Annotated in this window: 23 protein-coding genes and 2 tRNA genes; 7 read left to right on the plus strand and 18 right to left on the minus strand. The window is 71.1% G+C overall.

The window, feature by feature from the left end:
- The first annotated feature begins 32 nt into the window (after positions 1–32).
- Positions 33–434 carry a CBS domain-containing protein gene (locus ACZ62B_RS04985; protein ID WP_344569039.1) on the plus strand — a complete coding sequence of 134 codons (402 nt, stop codon included), beginning with the start codon at positions 33–35 and terminating at the stop codon, positions 432–434.
- Positions 435–505: 71 nt separating this feature from the next.
- On the opposite strand, the gene ACZ62B_RS04990 is transcribed toward ACZ62B_RS04985, so the two are convergent.
- Positions 506–1,957: a catalase gene (locus ACZ62B_RS04990; protein WP_344569040.1), complete on the minus strand. Its 1,452-nt coding sequence runs from the start codon at positions 1,955–1,957 to the stop codon at positions 506–508.
- A gap of 145 nt (positions 1,958–2,102) precedes the next feature.
- On the opposite strand from ACZ62B_RS04990, the gene ACZ62B_RS04995 reads away from it, so the two are divergent.
- Positions 2,103–2,519 (plus strand): Fur family transcriptional regulator, encoded by a 417-nt coding sequence (locus ACZ62B_RS04995; protein ID WP_344569042.1) that lies wholly within the window; start codon positions 2,103–2,105, stop codon positions 2,517–2,519.
- A 101-nt stretch (positions 2,520–2,620) separates the two neighbouring features.
- On the opposite strand, the gene ACZ62B_RS05000 is transcribed toward ACZ62B_RS04995, so the two are convergent.
- From ACZ62B_RS05000 to ACZ62B_RS05015, 4 genes are all read right to left on the minus strand, one after another.
- Positions 2,621–2,694 (minus strand) — tRNA-Met (locus ACZ62B_RS05000).
- Between the two features lie 320 nt (positions 2,695–3,014).
- Positions 3,015–4,832: a tetratricopeptide repeat protein gene (locus ACZ62B_RS05005; protein WP_344569044.1), complete on the minus strand. Its 1,818-nt coding sequence runs from the start codon at positions 4,830–4,832 to the stop codon at positions 3,015–3,017.
- Positions 4,833–5,055: 223 nt separating this feature from the next.
- A tRNA-Met gene (locus ACZ62B_RS05010) sits at positions 5,056–5,129 on the minus strand.
- A 55-nt stretch (positions 5,130–5,184) separates the two neighbouring features.
- Positions 5,185–8,124 (minus strand): UPF0182 family membrane protein, encoded by a 2,940-nt coding sequence (locus ACZ62B_RS05015; RefSeq protein ID WP_344569158.1) that lies wholly within the window; start codon positions 8,122–8,124, stop codon positions 5,185–5,187.
- 164 nt (positions 8,125–8,288) lie between these two features.
- Here ACZ62B_RS05015 and ACZ62B_RS05020 point away from each other — a divergent pair, with 164 nt between their 5' ends.
- Positions 8,289–8,831 (plus strand): PPA1309 family protein, encoded by a 543-nt coding sequence (locus tag ACZ62B_RS05020; protein ID WP_073932594.1) that lies wholly within the window; start codon positions 8,289–8,291, stop codon positions 8,829–8,831.
- 9 nt (positions 8,832–8,840) lie between these two features.
- Here the strand turns inward: ACZ62B_RS05020 and ACZ62B_RS05025 are convergent, their stop codons facing one another.
- The 4 genes from ACZ62B_RS05025 to ACZ62B_RS05040 all read right to left on the minus strand — a co-directional run bounded on the left by ACZ62B_RS05025 (position 8,841) and on the right by ACZ62B_RS05040 (position 12,078).
- The gene (locus tag ACZ62B_RS05025) at positions 8,841–9,935 is read right to left on the minus strand and encodes a YlbL family protein (protein ID WP_469689300.1); all 1,095 of its coding nucleotides are present in this window, start codon (positions 9,933–9,935) and stop codon (positions 8,841–8,843) included.
- A gap of 100 nt (positions 9,936–10,035) precedes the next feature.
- On the minus strand, positions 10,036–10,200 hold the full coding sequence (locus ACZ62B_RS05030; RefSeq protein ID WP_344569050.1) for a hypothetical protein: 165 nt from the start codon (positions 10,198–10,200) through the stop codon (positions 10,036–10,038).
- Between the two features lie 126 nt (positions 10,201–10,326).
- Positions 10,327–10,788 carry a molybdenum cofactor biosynthesis protein MoaE gene (locus ACZ62B_RS05035; protein ID WP_344569051.1) on the minus strand — a complete coding sequence of 154 codons (462 nt, stop codon included), beginning with the start codon at positions 10,786–10,788 and terminating at the stop codon, positions 10,327–10,329.
- Positions 10,789–10,914: 126 nt separating this feature from the next.
- On the minus strand, positions 10,915–12,078 hold the full coding sequence (locus ACZ62B_RS05040) for an SDR family oxidoreductase (protein WP_344569052.1): 1,164 nt from the start codon (positions 12,076–12,078) through the stop codon (positions 10,915–10,917).
- A 192-nt stretch (positions 12,079–12,270) separates the two neighbouring features.
- Between ACZ62B_RS05040 and ACZ62B_RS05045 the strand changes: the two genes are divergently transcribed.
- Together ACZ62B_RS05045 and ACZ62B_RS05050 are read left to right on the plus strand one after the other, a co-directional pair.
- Positions 12,271–13,701: a zinc-dependent metalloprotease gene (locus tag ACZ62B_RS05045; RefSeq protein WP_344569053.1), complete on the plus strand. Its 1,431-nt coding sequence runs from the start codon at positions 12,271–12,273 to the stop codon at positions 13,699–13,701.
- Positions 13,698–14,219: an NUDIX hydrolase gene (locus ACZ62B_RS05050; protein WP_344569054.1), complete on the plus strand. Its 522-nt coding sequence runs from the start codon at positions 13,698–13,700 to the stop codon at positions 14,217–14,219. The genes ACZ62B_RS05045 and ACZ62B_RS05050 overlap by 4 nt, the downstream gene beginning before the upstream one ends.
- Before the next feature lie 49 nt (positions 14,220–14,268).
- Here ACZ62B_RS05050 and ACZ62B_RS05055 read toward each other — a convergent pair whose 3' ends face one another.
- The 4 genes from ACZ62B_RS05055 to ACZ62B_RS05070 all read right to left on the minus strand — a co-directional run bounded on the left by ACZ62B_RS05055 (position 14,269) and on the right by ACZ62B_RS05070 (position 18,193).
- Positions 14,269–15,024, minus strand: coding sequence for an AIM24 family protein (locus ACZ62B_RS05055; protein ID WP_344569056.1), 756 nt, complete (start codon positions 15,022–15,024; stop codon positions 14,269–14,271).
- Between the two features lie 17 nt (positions 15,025–15,041).
- Complete coding sequence (locus ACZ62B_RS05060; RefSeq protein ID WP_073932368.1) at positions 15,042–15,722, minus strand: AIM24 family protein; 681 nt, start codon at positions 15,720–15,722, stop codon at positions 15,042–15,044.
- 12 nt (positions 15,723–15,734) lie between these two features.
- Entirely contained in the window at positions 15,735–17,459 is a 1,725-nt protein-coding gene (locus ACZ62B_RS05065; protein WP_469689301.1) for a TerD family protein, read from the minus strand.
- A gap of 137 nt (positions 17,460–17,596) precedes the next feature.
- On the minus strand, positions 17,597–18,193 hold the full coding sequence (locus ACZ62B_RS05070) for a M48 metallopeptidase family protein (protein ID WP_344569060.1): 597 nt from the start codon (positions 18,191–18,193) through the stop codon (positions 17,597–17,599).
- A gap of 215 nt (positions 18,194–18,408) precedes the next feature.
- On the opposite strand from ACZ62B_RS05070, the gene ACZ62B_RS05075 reads away from it, so the two are divergent.
- Together ACZ62B_RS05075 and ACZ62B_RS05080 are read left to right on the plus strand one after the other, a co-directional pair.
- Positions 18,409–19,635: a TOMM precursor leader peptide-binding protein gene (locus ACZ62B_RS05075; RefSeq protein WP_469689302.1), complete on the plus strand. Its 1,227-nt coding sequence runs from the start codon at positions 18,409–18,411 to the stop codon at positions 19,633–19,635.
- Positions 19,628–20,995, plus strand: coding sequence for an ABC1 kinase family protein (locus ACZ62B_RS05080; RefSeq protein WP_344569066.1), 1,368 nt, complete (start codon positions 19,628–19,630; stop codon positions 20,993–20,995). The genes ACZ62B_RS05075 and ACZ62B_RS05080 overlap by 8 nt, the downstream gene beginning before the upstream one ends.
- Positions 20,996–21,026: 31 nt before the next feature.
- On the opposite strand, the gene ACZ62B_RS05085 is transcribed toward ACZ62B_RS05080, so the two are convergent.
- The 5 genes from ACZ62B_RS05085 to ACZ62B_RS05105 all read right to left on the minus strand — a co-directional run bounded on the left by ACZ62B_RS05085 (position 21,027) and on the right by ACZ62B_RS05105 (position 24,998).
- Positions 21,027–21,236, minus strand: coding sequence for a hypothetical protein (locus tag ACZ62B_RS05085; protein WP_344569068.1), 210 nt, complete (start codon positions 21,234–21,236; stop codon positions 21,027–21,029).
- A 136-nt stretch (positions 21,237–21,372) separates the two neighbouring features.
- Positions 21,373–21,696, minus strand: a complete 324-nt coding sequence (locus ACZ62B_RS05090; RefSeq protein WP_344569070.1) for a hypothetical protein — start codon at positions 21,694–21,696, stop codon at positions 21,373–21,375.
- Entirely contained in the window at positions 21,693–22,061 is a 369-nt protein-coding gene (locus tag ACZ62B_RS05095; protein ID WP_311709085.1) for a WhiB family transcriptional regulator, read from the minus strand. The genes ACZ62B_RS05090 and ACZ62B_RS05095 overlap by 4 nt, the downstream gene beginning before the upstream one ends.
- A 167-nt stretch (positions 22,062–22,228) precedes the next feature.
- On the minus strand, positions 22,229–22,543 hold the full coding sequence (locus ACZ62B_RS05100; protein WP_085574754.1) for a hypothetical protein: 315 nt from the start codon (positions 22,541–22,543) through the stop codon (positions 22,229–22,231).
- A gap of 163 nt (positions 22,544–22,706) precedes the next feature.
- Complete coding sequence (locus tag ACZ62B_RS05105) at positions 22,707–24,998, minus strand: ATP-dependent DNA helicase UvrD2 (protein ID WP_468719338.1); 2,292 nt, start codon at positions 24,996–24,998, stop codon at positions 22,707–22,709.
- Positions 24,999–25,027: the final 29 nt, after the last annotated feature.

Here is a 25,027-nt window from a genome sequence, read left to right on the forward strand (position 1 = left end):
TTCGCGTTTTCCGGTAGGAGGTGGCTCCATCCATGCTCGTCCGTGACGCCATGAGCACCTTGGTCCTCACCATCGGCCCCGCCCACACCCTGCGCCAGGCCGCCGCCCTGATGTCCGCCCGCCGGGTGGGCGCGGCCGTGGTCCTCGATCCCGACGGCACCGGCATCGGCATCCTCACCGAGCGGGACGTCCTCAACTCCGTCGGGCTCGGCCAGGACCCCGACACCGAGCACGCCCACGCCCACACCACCACCGACGTCGTGTTCGCCGCCCCGTCCTGGACCCTGGAGGAGGCCGCCGGCACCATGGCCCACGGCGGTTTCCGCCATCTGATCGTCCTCGACCGGGGCGAGCCGGCCGGCATCGTCTCGGTCCGCGACATCATCCGCTGCTGGGCACCCCAGCGGCAGCCGGTCCAGCGGGTACCGGCGTAGTGACGTGCGGAACGGGCCGGCCCCCGCGAGGGAGTCCGGCCCGTGTTTCGACAAGCGGTCCAGCGCTGGAATCAGCCGCGCAGGGCCTGGACCGCGGCCTCCAGCCGCTTGCCGAAGTCCTCGTCCGCCTGCCGGAAGTTGTTGATCGCGCGCTCGGCGATGTCGTCGCGCGTGACCCCGGAGATGGCGTTCGCCAGGTTGTTCACCAGGCGCTCCTTCTCCTCCTCCGTCATCAGCCGGTACAGGTTGCCCGCCTGGACGAAGTCGTTGTCCTCGGCGTGGACGGGCGTGACCGTCTCACCGGTGACACCGGTGACCGCGATGGGCTGCCACGGCGAACGGCCCGTCTGGGTCGGGCCGCCGAAGCTGTTCGGCTCGTAGTTCTTCGCGCCCCCGTGGCGGCCGTCGTACAGGTAGCCGTCACGGGAGTTGGTGCGCGCCACGGTGGCGTGCGGGCGGTTCACCGGCAGGTGGTCGGCGTTGATGCCGACGCGGTAGCGGTGGGCGTCGCCGTACCCGAAGAGGCGGCCCTGGAGCATCTTGTCCGGGGAGGGACCGATGCCCGGCACGAAGTGGGCGGGGCTGAAGATGGACTGCTCGACCTCGGCGAAGATGTTCTGCGGGTTGCGGTTGAGCTCCAGCTTGCCGAACTCGATCAGCGGGTAGTCCGCGTGCGGCCAGACCTTGGTCAGGTCGAACGGGTTGAAGCGGTAGGTGGCCGCCTCGGCCGCCGGCATCACCTGGACGTAGACGGTCCAGGACGGGAACTCGCCGCGCTCGATGGCCTCGCGCAGGTCCCGCTGGTGGGAGTCGGGGTCCTTGCCCGCGAGGATCTCGGCCTCCTCGGCGGTCAGGTTCTTGATCCCCTGGTCCGTCTTGAAGTGGTACTTGACCCAGAAGACCTCTCCGGCCTCGTTGTTCCACTGGTAGGTGTGCGAACCGAAGCCGTCCATGTGGCGGTACGACGCCGGGATGCCGCGGTCACCGAACAGCCAGGTCACCTGGTGCGTGGACTCGGGCGACAGGCCCCAGAAGTCGAAGACGTTGTCCGCCTCCGTCGAGCCCGTGTACGGGTCGCGCTTCTGGGTGTGGATGAAGTCCGGGAACTTGATCGCGTCCCGGATGAAGAACACCGGGGTGTTGTTGCCGACGAGGTCGTAGTTGCCCTCCTCGGTGTAGAACTTCAGCGCGAAACCGCGCGGGTCGCGCACGGCGTCCGCGGCGCCCAGGTTGCCGGCCACCGTCGAGAAGCGGAGGAAGGTCTCCGTCTCCTTGCCGACCTCGGAGAGGAACGCGGCCCGCGTGTACTGCGTGACATCGGCGGTCACCGTGAAGGTGCCGTAGGCGCCGGCGCCGCGGGCGTGCACCACACGCTCCGGGATGCGCTCACGGTTGAAGTGGGCCAGCTTCTCCAGGAGGAGCTGGTCCTGAACGAGGACCGGGCCACCGACGCCCGCGGTCTCGCTGTTCTGGTTGTCGGCAACCGGAGCACCGGCCTCCGTAGTAAGCGGTCCCTGCGTCACGTACGCCTCCTGCGTCATCACTGACCAAACCTGTGCCTTGGCCAAAGCCGATCTCGATCCTACAATGGACAATGTCTAAGTCAAGTAAGGCTCCAAAGTCACACCCGTTCGGGATCCCTGTCCCCCTGCTGTTAGGCTGGTGCCTATGAGTGACCTTTTGGAACGGCTCCGTGGACGTGGATGGCGGATGACCGCGCAGCGCCGTGTCGTGGCCGAGGTCCTCGACGGCGAACACGTCCACCTGACGGCCGACGAGGTGCACTCCAGGGCTGTCGCCAAGCTGCCCGAGATCTCCCGGGCGACCGTCTACAACACCCTGGGCGAGCTGGTCTCGCTCGGTGAGGTGCTGGAGGTCGCCACGGACAAGCGGGCCAAGCGGTACGACCCCAACGCGCACCGTCCGCACCACCACCTGGTGTGCGCGCGGTGCGGCGCGATCCGCGACGTCCACCCGACCGGCAATCCGCTGGCCGACCTCCCCGACACGGAGCGCTTCGGCTTCACGGTCTCCGACGTCGAGGTGACGTACCGCGGAGTCTGCCCGAACTGCGCGGCGGCGTAGGCGCCACACGCACGCTCGAACGAAAGCCCCGGCGTCCGATGGACGCCGGGGCAAAAAGCTGAGGGCCGGAACCCTGTTGGATTCCGGCCCTCGGCCTTCAGTAGCGGGGACAGGATTTGAACCTGCGACCTCTGGGTTATGAGCCCAGCGAGCTACCGAGCTGCTCCACCCCGCGTCGATGAATGAAACACTACGTCAAGACATCCAACAGAAGCAAATCCGTTCCCGCCCGTAACTGCGGGCAGTCACGCCGGGCCCCCTCCACTGCGGGCAGTCGCGCCGCTGGGGCGGCCCCCGCCCCCGCAGCGGCCCGCCCGCCGCACGTAACTGCGGGCAGTCGCGCCGCTGAGGCAGCTCCCCGTCCCGGCGGCGGTCCGCCCGCCGCCCATCACTGCGGGCAGTCGCGCCGCTGGGGCGGCACGGGTGGGCGCGGCGGCACCCCGCAGACGCCGGGCCGCGCGACACCCCCCGCCCAGCCCAGCGCCCGGCACCGCCTCACGCGGACAGCTCCTCCCGCAACGCGTCCCGCAGCCGCGCCGCCCGCTCCGTGACCGCCGGAGGCCCCAGCGCGGCCGCCCGCTCCGCCCACCGCTGCCCCTCCGCGAGCTCCCCCCGCCGCGCACAGACCAGCGCGAGTCTCAGCGCCGCCCGCCCGTGCCCCGCATCGGCCGCCCGGGTCCACCACACGACCGCCTCCGGCTCACTCCCCTCACGAGCCAGCAGCAACCCCAGATTGAACGCCCCGTTCCGCGACCCGGCCTCCGCCGCCTCCCGGTACCACCGCGCCGCCTCGACGACATCCCCCCGCGCCGCCGCGAGCATCCCGACCCGCACCTGCGCGCGCCGGTGCCCCTGCGAGGCCGCCCGCTCGTACCACTCCTCGCACTCGCTGCGCCGGTTCACCGGCTCCCCCAGCTCGTGCGCCGGCTCCGGCGGCCTGCGGGCATCCAGCACCGTCGCCAGCCGGTACGCCGCCTCGGCGCTCCCCCCGCCCGCCGCACACCGCAGGAACCGCTCCGCCTCGCCCTCCTCGCCCTCCCGCAGCCGCGCCATCCCGACCTGGAGCGCCGCCTCCATGTGTCCGGCGGCCGCCGCCCGCTCGTACCAGCGCAGCGCGGACCGCTCCTCCCCCCGGCCCGCGTGCAGGATTCCGAGGTTGAAGGCGGCGTCCACGCTGCCGGTCTCCGCGGCCTTGGAGAACCACGGCTCCGCGCCGGTCTCGTCCCCGGCCCGCAGCAGCAGGATCGCCAGCGCGTTCGCCGCCTCGCGGTGACCGGCGTACGCGGCCCGGCGGTACCACTGCTCGGCCGGGCCGGTCCGGCCCTGGTCGGCGCAGAGCAGCCCGAGGTTGTACGCGCCGTTGATGTCACCGGCGTCCATCGCGGCCCGGTACCAGCGCTCGGCGGTCTGGGTCTCGCCCCGCTCGGCGTGCAGCGCGCCCAGCGCGTTCGCGGCGTTGCCGTCGCCGTCCTGCGCGGCCCGCAGCCACCACACGGCGGCGTTCTCGGTGTCCCCCGCGTCGCGCAGCAGGAAGCCGAGCGCACAGGCGGCCCGGGTCTCGCCGTCCTTGGCGGAGGTCAGGTACCAGCGGCCGGCCTCCTTGAGCTCGCCGCGCCGTTCCAGGATCGTCCCGAGGTGCAGCGCGGCCCGGCGGTGCCCCCGCGCGGCGGCCTGCCGGTACCACTGCTCGGCCTCCCGTACCAGCGCGGCGGCGGCGTCGTCGCTCTCCCGCGCGGCCTCGCGGTCCAGCGCGCGGGCCAGCCGGTACGCCCCTTCCCGGTGCCCGCGCTCGGCGGCGGCCCGCATCCAGCGCTCGGCCCGGGCCGTGTCCCCGCGGTGTTCCAGCAGGTCGGCGAGGGCGTACGCGCCGAGGGTGTGTCCCTGCTCGGCGGACTGGCGCAGCCAGTACTCGGCGGCGGGTTCGTCCCCGCGCTCCCGGTGGTAGCGGCCGAGCGCGTGGGCCGCCGCGGTGGAGCCGGCCACGGCGGCGATCCGCCACCAGCCGGCGGCCTCGTCGGCGTAGCCCCGCTGGTGCAGCAGGACACCCAGGTTGTTGGCGGCGGCGCGGTCGCCCGCGGCGGTGGCGGCACGCAGATGGGGTTCGGCTCCGTCGAGATCACCGCGGCGCAGCAGCATGGCGCCGAGGACACTCATCGCCTCGACGTCGCCGGCCTCGGCGGCGAGCCGCCGGCGCAGCTCCTCGGCCGCTTCGTCGGCGGCCTCCCCCGTCTCGTCGCGGGGTTCCTCCTGAGCGGAGGACTTCACAAAACGCCCTGTCCCGAACAGAGTTGCCTTGTCCCCCATAACATCCATCGTCGCACCACCTGCAACCTGGGTACACCTGGTATACCGCAGTCAGTGAGGTCACTACAGCGTTTTGTCGACATGCCCACAGAGAGACAAGTCAAACACAGATCGGCCAACTCCCGTCGGCGGCACGGCCGTCACCCGCCCAGGCACATGCGTTCGCCCATCACAAAGGCCCGGATTCCTTGAGGAATCCGGGCCTTTGATGTCGCCTGCTTCGCGACGTGAGTAGCGGGGACAGGATTTGAACCTGCGACCTCTGGGTTATGAGCCCAGCGAGCTACCGAGCTGCTCCACCCCGCGCCGTTGCGTTGCAACCGTAGCACGGCGCGGGACGGGCGTTTGACCAGGCTGCTCGCTAACTGCTCGGGCTCGCGTCGGGACTGGGACTGCTCTCCCCGCCGCCGGCGCCGCCACCCCCTTCGGCCGACTGGGCCTCCTCGGCCTTGCGCAGCGCGTCCTCCAGATCCTTCTGCGCCTTGCCGTAGGCCTCCCAGTCGTTCTTCTTCAGGGCTTCCTGGCCGGCCTCGAAGGCCTCCTGGGCGTCGTTCAGCGCCTCCTGGACCGTGGGGTCGTCGGACGTCGGCGGCGGCGTCGTGCCTTCCTCCTCACCGGTTCCCTCGTCCTCGCCCGGTGGTGGCTCGGTGGTCGTGCCCTCACCCCCGAAGATCTTGTTGAGGGCCTGGTCGAGGGTGTCCTCGAAGGCGGTCTGGCCTCCGTAGGTCACCAGCACCTTCCGCAGCAGCGGGTACTTCAGCCCACCACCGCGTACGTAGACCGGCTCCACGTAGAGCAGTCCGCCGTCGAGGGGGACGGCCAGCAGGTTGCCGTACTCGACCTCGGAGTCGCCGCCTCTCAGCAGCCTGATGGACTCGGCGATGTTCTGTTCGGAGTTGAACTGGCTCTGGACCTGTTTGGGTCCGGCGGCCGTGGTGCTGGTCGGCAGTTTCAGCACTCTGATCTTGCCGTAGTCCTCGGTGCCCGGATCGGCGTTCACCGCCATGAAGGCACTGAGGTTGTCACGGCCGTTCGGCGTGAACGTCGTGGTGAGCGAGAAGGTCTGCTCCTGCTGGTCGGGCATCTTCATGCTCAGGTAGTACGGAGGCACCGCGTCGCCCGTCTTGTTGGTCGGGTCGTCCGGTACTTCCCACACCTCGCTGCCCGAGAGGAACGTGGTGGCGTCCTTCACGTGGTAGCGGGTCAGCAGTTCGCGCTGCACCTTGAACAGGTCCTGCGGATACCGCAGATGGGCCATCAGCGCGCTGGAGATCTCGGTCTTCGGCTGCACCGTGTCCGGGAAGGCCTTCATCCAGGTCTTCAGGACGGGGTCCTGGGTGTCCCACTGGTAGAGCTTGACCTCGCCGCTGTACGCGTCGACGGTCGCCTTCACCGAGTTGCGGATGTAGTTGACCTGGTTCTGCTGGGCCACCACCGCGCGCTGGTCGTTGGTGGCGGTCAGCGAGTCGGCCGTGGTGTCGCCGAGGGTCGTCCGCGACGCGTACGGATAGCCGTTGGTGGTGGTGTAGGCGTCGACGATCCACTGGATGCGGCCGTCCACGACCGCCGGGTAGGCGTCGCCGTCGATGGTCAGCCACGGGGCGATCGCCTCGACGCGCTCCTTGGGCGTGCGGTTGTACAGGATCCGCGATCCCTCGCCGATCGCCCCGGAGTACAGGATCTGCGGCTCGCCGAACGCGACCGCGTAGGCGGCCCGGTTGACCGGGTTCTCCAGGTCGACCCCGCTGTCGCCCTTGTAGCTGTACGTCTTCTCGCCGCTGTCGTCGGAGTAGTCGATCTCCTTCTGGGGACCGCCGACGATCGAGTACGTGGTGGTGCGCTCGCCGTAGTAGACGCGCTGCTCGTACTCCGGGAGCTCGCCCTTGGAGGGCAGGTCGGACTCGATGAAGTTCGGACGGCCGCCGGAGTCCACGCTGGTGCCCTCGGCCGCGACGACACCGTATCCGTGGGTGTAGCGGAAGTGGTCGTTGATCCAGTTCCGCTTGGGGATGCCGTCCAGGTTCAGCTCGCGCAGACCGATGACCGTGTCCTGCTCCTGGCCGTCGACGGCGTACCGGTCGACGTCCAGGTTGGTCGGGAACGCGTAGTAGTTCTTGATCTGCTGGAGCTGCTGGAACGTCGGCGAGACGATGTTCGGGTCCATGATCCGGATGCTCGCCGTGTCGGTGACGTCGTCCCGCAGCTGGGTCTTGTCCTCGGTCTGGCTCGTGCCCGGGTAGTCGGTGACCTTGGAGTCGTCGATGCCGTAGGCCTCACGCGTGGCCTTGAGGTTCTTCTCGACGTACGGCGCTTCCTTGGCCTGCTCGTTCGGCTGGACCTGGAACTTCTGCACGATCGCCGGGTACAGGCCGCCGATGAGGATCGCCGACAGCACCATCAGGCCGAAGCCGATCACGGGCAGCTGCCAGGTGCGCCGCCACAGGGTGGCGAAGAACAACAGCGCGCAGATCACGGCGATGCAGAACAGGATCGTCTTGGCCGGCAGATAGGCGTTGGCGTCGACGTACCTGAGGCCCGTCCAGCTGTCGGTGGCCTTGAAGTCGCTGGACTTCACCGCCAGTCCGTACCGGTCGAGCCAGTAGGCGACCGCCTTCAGGGCGACGAAGACGCCGAGGAGCACCGACAGGTGTCCGGTGGCCGCGGCCGTGGCGCGCGCGCCCGGGCTGGTGATGCGCAGTCCGCCGTACAGGTAGTGGGTGAGCGCGGCGGCGATCAGCGCCAGGATCGTGGCGGCGAAGCCGAAGCCGAGCAGGAACCGGTACCAGGGCAGGTCGAAGGCGTAGAAGGAGACGTCGAGCTTGAACTGCGGGTCCTTCTGGCCGAAGGACACGCCGTTGACCCACATCAGCCAGGTCCGCCACTGGCTCGACGCCGAGGCACCGGCGATCAGGCCCACCAGGGCGGTGATGCCGAGCAGCAGCCACTTCTTGTACGGGGCGATGCCCATCCGGTACCGGTCGAGGTTCTGCTGCTCCATCGACATGGCGCTCAGCGGCGGCCGCATGCGGTGCGCCAGCCAGATGTTGAAGCCGACCGCGAGGGCCATCAGCAGACCGAAGACGAAGAACAGCCCGATCTTGGTCCACAGGGTCGTCGTGAACACCGACGAGTAGTTGACCGAGCGATACCACAGCCAGTCGGTCCAGAAGCCCGCGAACATGGTGAACACCATGCCGAGGACGGCCAGGACGCCCAGTGTCATGAGCAGGGTCCGGACCCGCCGGGACGGGCGGCCCACTCTGATCCGTGGCCCCGTCGGGCCTCCGCCGCGGTCCGGCATCTGGAAAGCCAAGGTAGGCACCTCGAAGTTCGCTGTTGATTCGTCAGGCCCGCGTCTTCACGGACCGTGTGTGGTCCCCCGTGATCGCAGGCCCACACCTATGCAACTTACTCACGCTTTACTCGGTTCCCGATTCCAGCCGACAACGAGAGAAGATTGTGACCATGTCCAACACACCCATGGCGGCCAACCCGCTCACCCGGGCCGTGCTCGAGATCGACGAGTACGTCTCCGGCCTCGGCTGGGACCAGCCCGCCCGCCTGTTCGCCCTCGTCGACACCGCCCGGCTGCGGGCCGAACAGCCCTCGCTCGCGGACCGGCTCGGTCTGGGCGACGAACAGGAGACGACCGCTCTCACTCCGATCGAGCAGGACGAGATTCCAACGGGCAAGCCGCTCGACGAGTTCCTGGGCACCATCGCCTGGCCCGACGCGGTGACCGGCTGTGCCCTGACCGTGGAGCGGCTGATGCTGCCGCCGTCGGCCGAGGCCCAGGTCCCCAAGGACCTGGACGAGGCCGCGCTGACGAAGTGGGTGGCGCGGCACCCGGAGCGCCAGGAGGTCCGGATGACGGTCGCGGTGCTGCGCGACGGGGCCCGCGAGTCGGCCCTGCGGCTGCGTGAGAAGGACTCCGCCACGGAGGTCCTCACCGGCTCCGAGCTGGTGCCGGGCCTGGCCCAGGCGCTGACGGCGACGTTCGAGGAGTAGCGGGGCCGGTCAGGAGGCCGTGCACTTCGGCAGGTCCGCGGTGTCGCCGGAGCGGATGTCCTCCAGGGCGCCCAGGGCGTCGTCGATGGTGCCGACCTTCACCAGGGTGAGGCCCTCGGGGGTGTCCTCGGCGGCGGACGCGCAGTTGTCGGCGGGCGTGAGGAAGTACTCGGCGCCCTTGTCCCGCGCGCCGACCGTCTTCATCTGGATCCCGCCGATCGGCCCCACCTTGCCGTCGTCGTCGATGGTGCCGGTGCCGGCGACGAACTCGCCGCCGGTCAGGCTGCCCGGGGTGAGCTTGTCGTAGATGCCGAGCGCGAACATCAGGCCCGCGCTCGGCCCGCCGACGTCGGCGAGCTTGATGTCGATGCTGAACGGGAAGGTGTGGTCGGTCCCGGCGGAGATCCCGACGATGGCGCGCTCCTCGCCGCCGTCCTCGGAGGTCGTGGTGGTGATCGTCACCTTCTCGGTCTTCGTCGGCGTCCGGTTCTCCTTCTCGGCGGCGGCCTGCTCCTCGGCGGGCACGATGGTGAAGACGACGTCCTCGCCCGGCTTGTGCTCGGTCACCCGCTCGGCGACGTCGGCCGGTTCCTTCACCGCCTCGCCGTCGACGGTCCTGATCACGTCGCCCGCGTGCAGCTTGCCCTCGGACGGGGACCCCTTGACCACCGTGGAGACGATCACCCAGGACTTCACCGGGACGTCGAGTTCCTTCAGGGCCGCGACCTTGGCGCTCTCCTGGGACTGGCTGAACTCCTCGGCGTTCTCCTGGGTGGACTCCTCCTCCGTCTTGCCGTCGGGGTAGAGGGTCTCGTGCGGGACGACCTTGTTGTCGTGCGCGAGCCATCCGTAGACGGCCTCGACGAGGTTCATCCGGTAGTCGGCGCTGGTGACCCGCACCGTGGTCATGTTGAGGTGACCGTCCGTCGGATAGGTCTTGCGCCCGGAGATCTGCAGCACCGGCTCGCCGTCGTGATCGCCCAGCGTGTTCACCGTCGGCCCCGGGGACATCTCCGAGTAGGGCACGGGGATGAACACCCCCGCGCACAGGAGCGCGATCAGCATCAGGGTGGAGGCGAGCATCGTCGCGGTGCGGCGTGGCATGCCTCGACAGTACGGGACAGGCCTGTCAGCGCACCGTCAGGGCCGCCCGGACGGGCGGCCCTGCTCGCTTCGTACGCAGTGACCTGCTGTTCTTTGGTCCTCAGCTACCCGAGCGCGGCTTTTCCATGGCCTCGCGGAACCGGGCGTAACCGATGAGTTCGGGGCCGTCGCTCCGCACCTTGCGGGTGCGGTTGGCCCAACCGCCCCACAGTCCCGCTCCGATCGCGGCCATCAGCGGAATCAGCAACCAGGCGAGCGCCGCCATGCCGACCTCCCAACCCCATGAGCGTCCGCAACACTGACTGATCAGCAGATTAACCATCCGCAGTGACAACGCTCACGCCAGGGGTGGGGTTACGCAACCGGAGGTCCGGGCACTGTCATGACCGCCTCAGCAGGCGCCGACCCATTCCTCGGTCCCGTCGGAGAACCGCTGGTGCTTCCAGATGGGCACCTCGTGCTTGAGGTCGTCGATCAGCTTCCGGCAGGCCTCGAAGGCCTCCCCCCGGTGCGGGCACGACACGCCGACGACCACGGCGAGGTCACCGATCCGGAGGTCTCCCACCCGGTGCACGGCGGCCAGCGCCCGGACGGGGTACTCGGCGGCGACCTTCTCGGCGATCCGCCGCATCTCGTCCTCGGCGCTGGGGTGGCACGAATAGCCGAGTTCGTCGACGTCGGCGCCCCCGTCGTGGTTGCGCACGGTCCCGACGAACAGCGCCGTCCCGCCGGCCGCGTCGTCCCCGACCGCGTGGAGGACCTCGTCCACGGACAGCGGCGTGTCGCGGATCGAGATCAGCTTGACCGGGTCCTGTGCGGCCTGCTCACCCGGGTGATCGTGCATGGATGCCATGTCTCCATCGTGCCCCACCCCGGCGACAACGCGGAACAGCGTCATCGCCCGGCACGCGCGCGTGCCCGTTCGGAGCTTCCTACAGGAGAGGGTTTCCTGCCGGAGGCGGCCCCCGCAGGAGGCACGTCAGATCCGGCGCCGGGCCTTGCGCGCCCGTCGTACCACCGCGGCCGCGCCCAGCAGGGCCACCGTCGCTCCCGCGGCGCCCGCCGCCGTCGCGTCCTTGCGCCCCAGTCGCCGGCCGGCGACCGTGTGCCTGCCGGACACCTCCTCCAGCAGCTCCGCGAGCACCTCCTCGTTGGTGTGCGCGGGCCGCCACCCGGCGTCGTGCAGCCGGCTCCCGCTCACCACCCAGGGGTACATCGTGTAGGCCAGGTCCCCGGCCGGGGAGGGGGTGAGCCCGATCCGGTGCAGCCGGGCCGCCGCGCCGAGCGCGACCGCCGACGGCAGCTCCATCCGCCGGATCCCGCTGAGCTCCTCGACCTCCTCCTGCTCCAGCCATCCGTCACAGCCGACGGCCAGCTCACCGTCGACCTTCTCCAGGACGGCGTACTCCAGGGCGCTGCACAGATCCTGGACGTGACAGAACTGCCACGCGGGCCGCGACCCGGCCACCACGAGCAGCCTGGGCGACTCGAAGTACCTGGTCAGCGCGGTGTCGGTGCCTCCCACCAGTACGGCGGGGCGCACGACGGTGACGTTGAGCCCCGGGTGCGCCCTGGGCGCCCGGCGCGCGAGCCGCTCGATCTCCAGGAGGTCGCCGACCCCCGTGGCCTCCGCCGTGGCCCGCAGCTCCGCGTCCTCGGACAGCGGCAGCTCGTTGTCCGGCAGCGCCCCGTAGACCATCGTCGACGTGCACAGCACCACGCGGTGCACCCCGGCGGCCGCGGCGGCCGTCAGCACCGTCTGCGTGCCCCGCACGTTGTAGGCCGTCCGGGCGGCGGCATCGGTCTCCAGATCGAGGTCGAGCGCGAGATGGACCACCGCGTCGGCCCCGCGCAGCTTGTCCGCGATGGCCGGGTCCCGTACGTCCAGGATGTGCCAGCGCGCCTCGGCGCACTCGCCGCGCCGCTCGTCGATGGCGATGACCTGCTTGATCTCCTCCGAGGCGGCGAGCCGCGCGGTGAGCAGCGCGCCGATGCCGGACGCGGCACCGGTGACCGCGACGACGGGCCCGCGCGCCGCAGTCGTTCTGCCGGCGCGAAGCGTCGTCGTCGAGGGGCTGTGGTCGGGCGACGGGTGGGCTGACTTGTTTCGCGCTGCGCGAACCTGTGGATCTGGGGAACTCACCGGGCGTCTCCAGCGGTTGTCTTCAGTACGGGCGCGAGCGACGCGTACGTACCAGGTGGCATCCATCCTGCCGCAGGCCTTCTGTCGGCGAAGCACCGAGGCCCGAACCGCTTCAGGTGTCTACGCTGGGTGGTGTTGTCGGGCAGCCGTGCCGCCGGAAAGAACCGGTGGCCCTACCAGCCGAGGAAACCCGTGAGTGACACCCCATTCGGATTCGGCCTTCCGCCGGAGGAGCCGGACGACGGCGACGAGGGCAAGAAGAAGGACCCGCAGAGCGGTGGTGGTCAGGGCCCGGCCAACCCGTTCGGCTTCGGCATGCCCGGAGCCGGAGGCTTTGGCGGCCCTGGCGCGGACAATCCGTTCGCCGCGATGTTCGGGTCGCTGAACCCCAACGACCTGGGCGCGGCGTTCCAGCAGCTCGGCCAGATGCTCTCCTACGAGGGCGGGCCGGTGAACTGGGACATGGCCAAGCAGATCGCCCGGCAGACCGTCTCGCAGGGCACCGCGGAGGGCTCGAAGGACGCGAGCGTCGGGCCCGCCGACCGCAGGGCCGTGGAGGAAGCGGTCCGTCTGGCCGACCTGTGGCTGGACGACGCGACCTCCCTGCCGTCGGGCGCCAGCTCCGCCGTGGCCTGGAGCCGCGCGGAGTGGGTGGAGGCCACCCTTCCGGCGTGGCGGGAGCTGGTCGACCCGGTGGCCGAGCGCGTCGGGAACGCGATGGGCGATGTGCTGCCGGAGGAGATGCAGGCCATGGCCGGCCCGCTGATCGGCATGATGCGCTCCATGGGCGGCGCCATGTTCGGCACGCAGATCGGGCAGGCCGTCGGCGTGCTCGCCGGTGAGGTCGTCGGCTCGTCCGACATCGGCCTGCCGCTGGGTCCGGCCGGCCGGGCCGCGCTGCTGCCGCTGAACATCGAGACGTTCGGCAAGGACCTGGGCGTCCCCCGGGAGGAGGTGCGGCTGTATCTCGCCCTGCGCGAGGCCGCCCACCAGCGCCTGTTCGCGCACGTCCCGTGGCTGCGCTCGCACCTGTTCGGTGCCGTGGACGGCTACGCGCGCGGGATCAAGGTCGACACCGGCAAGCTCGAGGACGTCGTCGGCCAGTTCGACCCGCAGAACCCCGAGCAGCTGCAGGAGGCCCTCCAGCAGGGCATGTTCCAGCCGGAGGACACGCCGGAGCAGAAGGCGGCCCTGGCCCGTCTGGAGACGGCGCTGGCGCTCGTCGAGGGCTGGGTGGACGCCGTGGTGCACGCCGCGGCCAAGCCGCGGCTGTCGTCGGCCGACGCGCTGCGCGAGACGCTGCGCCGCCGCCGCGCCTCGGGTGGCCCGGCGGAGCAGACGTTCGCCACGCTGATCGGTCTGGAGCTGCGCCCGCGCCGGCTGCGCGACGCCTCGCGCCTGTGGGCCTCGCTCACCGACGCGCGCGGGGTCGACGGCCGGGACGCCCTGTGGGCGCACCCGGACATGCTGCCGACGGCGACCGACCTGGACGACCCGGACGGGTTCGTGCACCGCGAGCAGATCGACTTCTCCGAGCTGGACAAGATGCTCGGCGAGGCCGCCGGCAAGCCCGACCTCAAGAAGAAGGACGAGGACGAGAACAAGGGCGACGACGCCGAGTGAGCCTTCACGACGACGCGGTCCTCGTGCTCAAGGGGTACGAGGACCAGCCCGAACTGCGCCAGACCTATCTGGACCATCTCGCGGCGCATCCGGACGGCATGTGGAAGGCCTGTGCGGACGGGCACATCACGGCGAGCGGCCTGGTGATCGATCCCGAGCGGGGCCGGGTGCTGCTGACCCTGCACCGGAAGCTGCGGATGTGGCTCCAGATGGGCGGGCACTGCGAGCCGGACGACGTCTCGCTCTCGGCGGCGGCCCTGCGGGAGGCGACGGAGGAGTCCGGCATCGCGGGACTGACCCTGGTCCCCGGTGGCCCCGTGCGTCTGGACCGTCATCACACGCCGTGTGCCTGGCACCTGGACGTCCAGTACGCGGCGCTGGCGCCGTCCGGAGCCGTCGAGGCGATCAGCGACGAGTCCCTCGACCTGCGCTGGTTCCCGTACGACGAGGTGCCGGACATGGCCGACACCTCGGTCACCCGTTTGGTGGAAGCGACCCGGACGAGACTGGGCGTCTGACACAGGGGTGAGGGGCGGCCGTCCATGCGGCCGCCCCTCACCTGTGCGTTCAGCTCCAGACGTTGCCCTGGTTCTGGCCGCGGGCCCCCTGCTGTCCCATGCCGTACTGGGCGGCGGCGCCCGAGCCGATCTGGGCGTTCTGCGGCGGCAGCAGCTCGCTGGGCTGGACGAGCGCGAAGCCGCTGCCCATGAAGCTGAGCTCCCAGCCCTCACCGGTGTTGCCGCGGCGCCGCCACACCCCGGAGGAGTGGGTCTGGGCCTGCATCTGCACGCGCAGGGACGTGGACCAGGCGACGATCGCGTCGGCGTCGCAGTTGACGTACTTGTCCGGCGTCACCCGCATCAGCAGCGGCATGCCCGAGGTCATCAGGGCGACCCTGCCGTTGCCGGTGATGTTGAGCTGGTACTTCCCGGAGCCGGAGATGCCGTACAGGCTGTCGACGGCGATCACCTCGTGGTGCAGCGAGGAGTCCATCGCGAGCACATAGCTGCTGTCGACCGTCAGCCCGTCCTGCTCCACCTCCATGACGTGGATGCGCTGGGCGAGGTTGGCGAGGTAGACCGTGCCCTGCCCGTGGCAGCGCATCAGGTCCAGGCCCTCACCGGTGTGCGCACGCGCGCGTGACTGCTCGTTGCTCTGGTACTCGGCGTCGAACTCGACGAGTCCCTGATAGGCGACCATCGTGCCCTTGCGGGCCAGGATGTCGTCGTGGCCCTCCAGGGCGACGCGGAGCATCTGCTTGTTCTGCAGGCTCCAGCGTTCCTGGGTCTGCTGGTCGTTGTGGGCGAAAAGCGGGCTCTGCATGGTGTGGTTGCTCCCCCTCAGCCCCGGACCCGGAGACGGTCGGTGCTGTCCTCACTGGGCTGGACGACGACGATGCCCTGACCGGAGAAGGCCATCTGGTAGGCCTCTCCGCTGCCGCGGCCGATCAGCGACTGCGCCCGGAAGCTGCGCTTGCCCTTCACCTTGAGGTTCGGGGACCAGGCGACGAGGGCGTCCGGGTCGACGTACGTCTCGTCGTCGCCACCACCGCAGTCCACGACGATCGGCTTGCCGCGCGAGGTCAGCGCGACCCAGCCCTGCCCGGAGATCTTGGTGTTCCACAGGCCCTGTCCGGCGAACTTCGCCAGGCCCTTGACCCGCTCCACGCCCCAGGTGAGGTGGGCGTCGAAGGCGAGCAGGTTGGTGGCGTTGACGGAGATGCCGTCGCCGTTGAGGTTGATCACGACGACGTTGGCGCCGTAGTCGGCGAGGTAGAGCAGGCCGTCGCCGGAGCACTTCATCAGCGGCGCGCCCTCACCGGTGAGCCAGTCCTTGGCGATCTGGCGCACGGCGGGCGGGTTGGGCTCGTACTGGACGAACCCTTCGTAGGCGACCATCGATCCCACGCGCGCGAGGAGGTCGTTCCCGGTCTGCATGGCGATCTTCGCCATGTGGTTGCCGTGGTTCTCCATGCGGGCGGTGACGGGGGCGGGGGCGTAGCCCGCGAGTGGCTGGTTCATGACGGGCTCCCTTTAGATCTCGTACGGCTGGACGACGATGAAGTTGCCGGGTGCGCCCCTGAACTGGAGGTTCACGCTCTCCCCCGTGTCGCCCGGGTAGGAGTTGCGACGCATCCGCACCTGGCTGGAGACGACCACCTGGGAGGCGGCCGACCAGGCGACCACGGCGTTGCAGTCGGCGAACGTGGTGGGCGTGACCGGCAGCACCACGGGGATGCCGTGCGTCTTGACGACGATGGTGCCGGTCCCCTGGAACTGCATCGTGAACAGCGCGCCGCCGGGGATGCCGTGCCCCTCGATGCGGCGGACCTCGTACTGCAGGCTCTCGTCGAAGGCGAGGACGTTCTCGGCGGAGACGCAGACGGCGTCGCCCTGGAGCTCGATCGGGTGCAGCATCGTGGAGTTCTCGGCGAAGAACACCTGGCCCTGGCCGGTGCAGCGCATCAGCTGCATCTCCTGGCCGGTGGCGTTGCCGACGATGCGGCCGGAGAAGCCGGCGCCCTTGTAGCTGAAGTCGACCTTGCCCTGGTAGAGCACCATGCTGCCCTGCCGGGCCAGCACGGGCTGTCCGCCGATGCCCAGGTCGACGCGGACCAGCTTCTTGTTCTGCTGGGTCCAGCGCTGCCCGGTGGGCGTCTCCCTGAACTGCTGGAGCGCGCCGAGCACGCCGGGGCTCTGCGGTGCGCCCTGGGGAGCGCCCTGGGGCGCCCCGTACGGGGCCTGCTGACCCGGCGGTTGTCCGGGCGGGGGCTGCTGACCGTAGCCCGGAGGGGGCGTGGGCTGTCCGTAGCCGGGCGGCGGGGCGGGTGCCTGGGGTGCCTGGGGCTGTCCGTAGCCCTGGGGCGGCGGGACGGGCTGACCGTACGGCGGCGGCTGCTGGCCCGGCTGGCCGTAGGGCGCGGGCGCCGGCGCCGGGGGCGGCACCGGGGAGCCACCGGGCGGGGTGTGCATGGGGGCGACGATGGTCGGCGCGGTGTGCACCGGCGGCGCGGAAGGCGCGGGGGCCGGCGGCGGCGCGAAGCCCTGTGCGGCGGGCTGGGGCGCGGGGGCCGGAGCAGGCGCGGGAGCCGGGGCCGGGGCGGGAGCCGGGGCCGGCGCGGCTCCGCCTGGTACGCCGAACGCGGGCGGCGCGGTGGCCTGGGCGGGCGGGGCGAAACCGGGCGCGGCTCCGTCGGCCCCCGGCTGCTGCTGGGGGGCGGCCGGCTCGTCCTCGGCCACCTCGCCGCCGAAGTTCCGCAGCAGCGCGTCGAGCCCGCCGTCGAAGCCCTGTCCGACGGCGGCGAACCGCCAGACGTCCTTGAAGTAGAAGTCACCCAGCATCACGGCCCGCTCGGTGGAGAACTCCGAACCGCTGAACGGGTACCGGGCCACTTCCTCGCCGCCCGCGACGATACGGATGTACCCGGGACCGACCTGTGACATCTGTCCGGCGCCGTCGAGGGTCGCCGTGAAGGACAGCTTCCTGATCTGCTGCGGGATCCGGTCCAGCGTCACGCGGAACGACTCGGTGTCGCCCGCCTGGGCACCCAGGAGCTGAACGGACTCCTCGGGGGACTTCGGCTGGTTGTAGAAGATGAAGTAACGGTCGTCGGAGAGCCGTTCGTCGGCGTCGAGACCGAAGCAGCTGATGTCGAAGGTCAGCCCCGGGCCGGAGATCTGCACACCTACGTACAGATCCGTCCCCGCCGTGAGGTCACTGATCCTGGCCTTGTGGCCGCGTTGGAATTCCCTGGCCATACGTACGACCGTCCCCCATCCCGAGTGTGAGTGCGTCGCGCCAGGCTAACGGCAAATTCGGACACCCGGTGAAGTCGGTACAGACCCGGTACACAACGCACGCGCGGGCCTACCCTGCGCTCACCTCGGGCAGGCGCTCACGCATTGCGCGCACCCGGCACATGCGGCAGCCGCTCGGCCGCGACCACCCCTTCGAGATAGCCACGGGCCCGCTCGGTCTTCGGATACGCCTCCAGCAGCCGCCAGAAACGCGGGCCGTGCCCGGGCACCAGCAGGTGCGCCAGCTCATGGCAGAGGACGTAGTCGACGACGTACTCGGGCATGCCCTGCAGCCGGTGCGACAGCCGGATGCTTCCGTCGGACGGGGTGCACGAGCCCCAGCGCGTGTTCTGGTTGGTGACCCAGCGCACCGAGGCGGGCCGGGCCCGCCCGCCGAAGTACTGCTCGGACAGCCGCCGGGCGCGCTCGGCCAGCTCCGTGTCCCCGAGGGTCCGCCTGCTCTCCTGTGCGGCCAGTTTGTCGAGCATGACGGTCACCCAGCGCTGCTCCTCCGCCTCGGACATCCGGGCGGGGATGAGCACGACGGTGCGATCGCCCTCGCGGTACGCGGAGACCGTTCTGCGGCGGCGGGCGCTCCTGCGGACCTCGATCGCGCTCGCCCGTGAGCCGTTCGTCGGCTGGCTCGTCGTGCTGCGCTGTGACTTTCCGGCGCGGTGCAGTGGGTCGGCGGGCACGCCCCGACGGTACCCGCTGCACACGGGGAAGTCTTGGCTCCGGGACGGTTCCACGGTGATCCCCCACCGGGCGCCGGATTTGTACGATGAATCCCGCCGCCTGTGGACAACTTTCGGCGGCCTCCGGCCCGTCCCGGCATGCTGGCATGCGTCGGACGAGCCACGAAGGGCTCGACCGCCCAACGGGGACGATCCGGGACATACGGGGGCCTGTCATGCATCCGATGGTCAAGCCCGCGCTGCGGCGCGGATGGCGCGATCTCAACACCGTGCAGTTCGGGATGACGCCGGCGCACGCGTTGACGCTGGGCCCGGTGGACACGGCCACGGGCAGCTTCCTCGACCTGCTCAACGGCACCCGCGGGCTGGAGCTCCTGCGGGAGGAGGCACGGCGCATGGACCTGCCCGATGGCCATGTCGACCGGCTGGTACGCCGGCTGTCGCGGGCCGGGCTGCTGGACGACTCGCGCGGCGGCGGACCGGCCGCCGAGGCCCTGCGGGAGAAACCGGAGGTCCTCGACCGGCTCCGTCCGGACCTGGCGTCCCTCGCCCTGACCACCTCAGGACCGGGCGATCCGCTGCGCCGGCTGGCGGCGCGCCGCAGTGCGCGGGTGCGGGTGAGAGGCGCGGGCCGGGTGGGCGCCACCCTCGCGGCGCTGCTGTCGGGGGCCGGAGTGGGCGAGGTCGACGTGCGTGACGTCGGGCAGGTCGAGCCGTGGGACGTCGTGCCGGGCGGGCTGCCCGCCGAGGCCGTCGGCGACCGCAGGGACGAGGCGGCCCGCCGCGCGGTACGCCGGGCCGCCCCGGACCGCCCGCCGCGCCGGACCGCCCGGTCTCCCCTCGAAGGGGGCGACCCCGGACTCGGTCTGGTCGTCCTCGCCCCGCGGGACGACGTCGCCGTGCACGCGCCCGACCCGGCGGCCGCCGAAACCCTCGTGTCCTCGGGCACACCCCATCTCTACGCCGGTGTCGTGGAGGGGACCGGTGTGGTCGGCCCGCTGGTCCTGCCCGGCGAGACGAGCTGTGCGGGCTGTCTCCAGCAGGACCGCACCGACCGGGACCCGGCCTGGCCGCGCCTGGCCGCCCAGTGGCGCTCCGGGCGGCAGCGCCGGGTGGGCGCCTGCGATCTGACGCTGGCCACGACGGTGGCCGGGCTGGCGGCCGCCCACGCGCTCGCCTTCCTGGACGGCCGGATTCCGTCCAGCGCCGGCGCACGCTGGGAGGTCTCCCTTCCCGCTCTGCGCTGGCATGCGCGTCCGGTCCGGCCGCACCCGGCCTGTCCGTGCGGCGCCGCACGCAAAGGTCCGGAAAAAGGTAAGGGAGAACACACCCCCGGGGACGGGGGGTCGCACGAGACAATGGCCGTGCACGGGCCGTCGGAGGAGTGGCGCCGCAAGGCGGACGCGAAGCGGCCGGCAGGGACTTGGAGGGCGCATGTCTGATCTTCCCCGGAAGGCGGTCACCCGGACCGCCAAACTGGCCGCGCTCCCGCTCGGCTTCGCCGGGCGGGCTACCTGGGGACTCGGCAAGCGGATCGTGGGCGAGTCCGCGGAACTTGTCGGCCGCGAGCTCCAGCAGCGCACCGCCGAGCAGCTCTTCAAGGTGCTCGGCGAACTCAAGGGCGGCGCGATGAAGTTCGGCCAGGCCCTGTCGGTCTTCGAGTCGGCCCTGCCGGAGGAGGTCGCCGGTCCCTACCGGGCGGCGCTGACCAAGCTGCAGGAGGCAGCCCCGCCGATGCCCACCCGTACCGTCCACGCGGTGCTGGCGGAGCGGCTGGGCGAAGGCTGGCAGGAGCTGTTCCTGGAGTTCGAGGACAAGCCGTCCGCCGCGGCCTCGATCGGCCAGGTGCACCGGGCGGTGTGGCACGACGGCCGCGAGGTGGCGGTCAAGGTGCAGTACCCGGGCGCCGGCGAGGCCCTGCTGTCCGACCTGAACCAGCTGAGCCGCTTCGCCCGTCTGCTGGGTCCGCTCATCCCCGGCATGGACGTCAAGCCGCTGATCACGGAGCTCAAGGACCGGGTCTCCGAAGAGCTGGACTACGGCCTGGAGGCCCAGGCCCAGCGGACCCACGCCGAGGAGTTCACGGACGACCCCGACGTCGTCGTGCCGGATGTGGTCCACCAGTGCGAGCAGGTGCTGATCACCGAGTGGATGGACGGCATACCGCTGTCGGAGATCATCTCGGACGGCACGGAGGCACAGCGCGACCGGGCCGGCCAGCTCCTGGCCCGCTTCCTGTTCTCCGGTCCCGCCCGCACCGGTCTGCTGCACGCCGACCCGCACCCCGGCAACTTCCGTCTGCTGCCCGGCGGGCCGCAGGGCGAGGACGACTGGCGTCTGGGCGTGCTGGACTTCGGCACCGTCGACCGGCTCCCGGGCGGGCTGCCCGAGCCCATCGGCGAGGCCCTGCGGATGACGCTGGACGGAGAGGCGGAGGCCGTCTACGAGATGCTCTGCGCCGAAGGCTTCGTCAAGGAGTCGATCGAGCTGGACCCCGACGCCGTCCTCGACTACCTCCTGCCGATCATCGAGCCGGCCGCGGCCGACGAGTTCACCTTCACCCGCGGCTGGATGCGGAGCCAGGCAGCCCGGATAGCCGACCCCCGATCCCCCGCCTCCCAGCTGGCCAAGCAGCTCAACCTTCCCCCGGCCTACCTGTTGATCCACCGGGTGACCCTGAGCACGATCGGCGTGCTCTGCCAGCTCGGTGCGACGGTGCGGCTGCGGGAGGAGCTGGAGGAGTGGCTGCCGGGTTTCGTCCCGGAGGAACCGGCGGCGGAGGAACCGGCCGCCCGGGCATGACGGACGCGGCGGGCGCTTCGCCTGCCGGCCGCTACCACCACTGCGAGTCCAGACGGCCCTCGATCGCCCGCAGGTTGTCGCGGGAGCACGCCTCGCAGTAGTGACGGCGGGCGCCGTCCTCCACGGAGAAGGTCCAGGTCGGCCGCGGCCCCTCGGCGCGGGTGCCGCAGCGGGCGCACACCAGCGGCTCCGGCTCCGCCGCGGAGCCGTCGTCGTCGCCGCCACCGGGATGACTCGTCACCCGGCGACGATAACGCCGTTCCCGACGGCCCGCCCGGTACGAACACACCGCGGGGGCCGGTCCGTTCGCACGGACCGGCCCCCGCGGGGAGAGCTGTGCCTCCGGCTGGGGAGGCCACCGCTTCAGGTGGGATCGGTTACTGCATGACCGCCATGGCGAGCGCGCGGCGGGCGCGCCGGGAGGCGCGCTCGGCCCGGCGCTGCATCCGGCGAGCGGTCACCAGGCCGGTGGCCTGGCGCTCCCGCTGCGCCTCCTGCAGTCGCTCGTGCATATGCGCACGGGCCAGGGCTTCTGGGATGAGTTGCATCTCTCGGGTCCTGTTCTGGTGCGAGTCGTTCGCACCGCTGGTGGTGAAGTCTTCGGTCGCGGAGCCTGCGGGCTCCTGAGCGGACGGCATCATCGGGGCCTGCTTCTGGGGGTCGTGCGTGAGGGGGCGGTCGATCGTTCCTGGGGTGTTCATGCCGTGACCGGGTTCTTGCGCGGGCGGCCACGCGGCCGCTTGCGGGCGACGACAACTCCCTGGACGAACAGCTCGCCGCCCCAGACGCCCCAGGGCTCACGCCGCTCCTTGGCGCCGGCGAGGCAGGCCTCGATCAGCGGGCAGGTGCGGCAGAGGGACTTGGCGTACTCGACGTCCGCCGGCGACTCGGCGAAGAAGACCTCCGGGTCGTAGGAGCGGCACGGGACGGGCACGCCGAGGTTCTCGATGGCGTCGTCGAGCGCGGTGAGCGCGGTGAGCGGAGTCAAGGTCGGGTCCTCCGTGGAGCAGGGCTTGGGGATCGTGTCGGAAGGCGGTACGGACGGGACGTGCGCTTCGAGTTGCACGGTTCGTCTTCCTCGTCTGGTCGTTTCCGGCCTGTTGGCCGGGTGGCGGCTGGTACCGGGTTCTTTTCTTGTCCCGAGGCGCTTCGCTCTCCCCGCTTGAGGGAAAACAGAAGGGCCGCGGATCCCGGATGGGGTTCCGCGGCCCTGAAGGCGCCGGCCTGATCGCATCAGGCTGGATCACTCCAGGGTTCTGGCCCACGGAAGGCCCACATCAGGTGGTGCTGCGTCGTCTGCTTCCGGAATCCGGCACCGGCCGCCGCAAAGGCATAGGCCTTGGCCTGTGCCACTACCGCTTCCAGTGCCTTGGTCGGTCGCTCATCGCGCTCACGGACGGCAGGAGCCGCGGGAGCGAGGGAGGACACCAGACGTGCGGCATGGATGCCGGACAGACCGGTGCCCTGGTTCGAGGCGCCGAGCATGCACAGGGAGACGGCCGAGCGATCGGTCAGTTTGACGATGGAGCTGGTGTTGATGCTGATCACTGGACTCGCCTCCTCTCGGCGTCTAGGGGACCGGGGTGAACCGGTCCGCGGATATGCAAGTACAACACGGAATCGGGGCCTTGGAGAAGGCCGCCGTCCCCGTGCCTAAGAACCTATGGGGATTGCCGGGGCATGCGCAAACTATTTTTCCGACGAGTTCGGATCAGTCCTGATCCCGTTCCTCGTCGATGTCACGACCTGCGCAGATGGCCAGAACATCGGCTCCGTAGCGCCCCAGCTTGCGCATCCCCACCCCGGGGATCCTGGCCAGTGCGTGCTCGTCGTCGGGGACCGTCTCGGCGATGGCCATCAGCGTCTTGTCGGTGAAGACGCAGAAGGCCGGCTGCCCGCTGCGCCCCGCCTGACCGGCGCGCCACTCACGGAGCCGCTCGTACAGGCCCTCGTCCATGTCCGTGGGGCAGTCCTCGCAGCGCATCAGCTTCATCTCGCCCGCGTCGGTCAGCGTGCGGCCGCACACCCGGCAGCGGGCGGGGCTGCGCTGTCCGCGTCTCGGCCCCGGGACGACCGAGGCGGACGCCGTCCCGGACGAGCCGCGCTCCACACCTCCCGCGCCGGCCGCGCCGCCCCGGCCCGCGGCGGCGTTCGAGCCGGGGCGCAGTCCGTGGAGGAAGCGGCTGGGGCGGCGGTTCGGCCGGCTGCCGGGCGAACGGGAGAGCGCCCAGGAGAGCTGGAGGCGCTCACGGGCGCGGGTGACACCGACGTAGAGGAGGCGGCGCTCCTCCTCGATCTGCTCGTCGGTCTTTGCGTAGGTGATCGGCATCATGCCCTCGGCGACGCCGACCAGGAAGACGACGTCCCACTCCAGGCCCTTGGCCGAGTGCAGCGAGGCGAGGGTGACGCCCTGCACGGTCGGGGCGTGCTGGGCGCCGGCCCGCTCGTCGAGTTCGGCGACGAGGTCGGCGAGGGTGGCGCCGGGTCTGGCGGCGGCGAAGTCCTGGGCGAGATGCACCAGCGCGGCCAGTGACTCCCAGCGTTCCCGGACCGCTCCGGAGCCGGCCGGCGGCTGGGTCGTCCAGCCCTCGCCCGAGAGCACGGCGCGCACCTGGGAGGGCAGGTCGGGGGCGTCGTCGAGGAGGGCGTCGTTGCCGCCGAAGCGGGCCGCGCCGCGCAGGGCGATGCCGGCCTTGCGCACCTCGGGGCGGTCGAAGAACCGCTCGGCGCCCCGCAACTGGTAGGGCACGCCGACATCGGCGAGGGCCTGCTCGTAGGTCTCGGACTGGGCGTTCGTCCGGAACAGGACGGCGATCTCGCTCGCCGGGACCCCGGCGTCGATCAGTTCACGGATGCGGCGGGCGGCACCTTCCGCCTCGGCGGGCTCGTCGGGGTACTCGGTGAAGACCGGTTCGGTTCCCGCGGCGCGCTGGGAGACCAGTTCCAGCCGGTGGTCGGCGGCCCGGCCACGGGCCTGGGCGAGCAGGCCGTTCGCCAGGCGGACGACCTGGGGGGTCGAGCGGTAGTCGCGGACCAGCTTGACGACGGTGGCCCCGGGATGACGGGTGCGGAAGTCGAGCAGGTGGTCGGGGGTTGCGCCCGTGAACGAATAGATCGTCTGGCTCGCGTCGCCGACCACGCACAGGTTCTCCCGCTCGCCGAGCCACAGCTCCAGCAGCCGCTGCTGGAGCGGGCTGACGTCCTGGTACTCGTCGACGACGAAGTGCTGGTACTGGGCGCGGACCTGATCGGCGATGTCGTGCCGGTCCTGCAGGACGGCGACGGTCAGCAGCAGCACGTCCTCGAAGTCGATGACGGCGCGCTCGCGCTTGAGGTCCTCGTAGGCGGAGTAGAGCTGGGCGATCTCGGCGGGGTCACGGGGCGACTCCCGGCCGGCCTTGGCGGCGGCGGCCGCGTAGTCGGCCGGGACCGTCTGGGTGACCTTGGACCATTCGATCTCCGCGGTGACGTCCCGCAGCTCACCCCGGTCCAGCCGGATGCGGCAGGCGGCGGCCGCGTCGGCGACCAGCTGGATCTTGCGGTCGACGAGCCGGGGCAGGGAACCGCCGATCGCTTTCGGCCAGAAGTACTGCAACTGGCGCAGCGCCGCGGAGTGGAAGGTGCGGGCCTGGACGCCGACGGCACCGAGCTGGCGCAGCCGGCCGCGCATCTCCCCGGCGGCGCGGTTGGTGAAGGTGACGGCGAGCACGCTGGAGGGCTGGAGGATGCCCGCGCGCACCCCGTAGGCGATCCGGTGGGTGATCGCCCGGGTCTTGCCGGTGCCGGCGCCCGCCAGCACGCACACCGGACCCTGCAGGGCGGTGGCCACGGCGCGCTGCTCGGGGTCGAGCCCTTCGAGCACCGCGTCGGCCGAGTCCGGTACCCGCGGGAAGAGAGTGGAGTGCGTTGCTGCTGTCACACAGCCATGCTGCCAGGTCGCCGGAGACAGGCGAGCCGGTTGTCCACAGGGAGGCCCCCGTAGTCGTACTAATGCGGCGGGCATCACCTGGGGCCCGTGCGGCCGCCCGGCGG

Source organism: Streptomyces sp. NPDC053426, assembly GCF_055585405.1.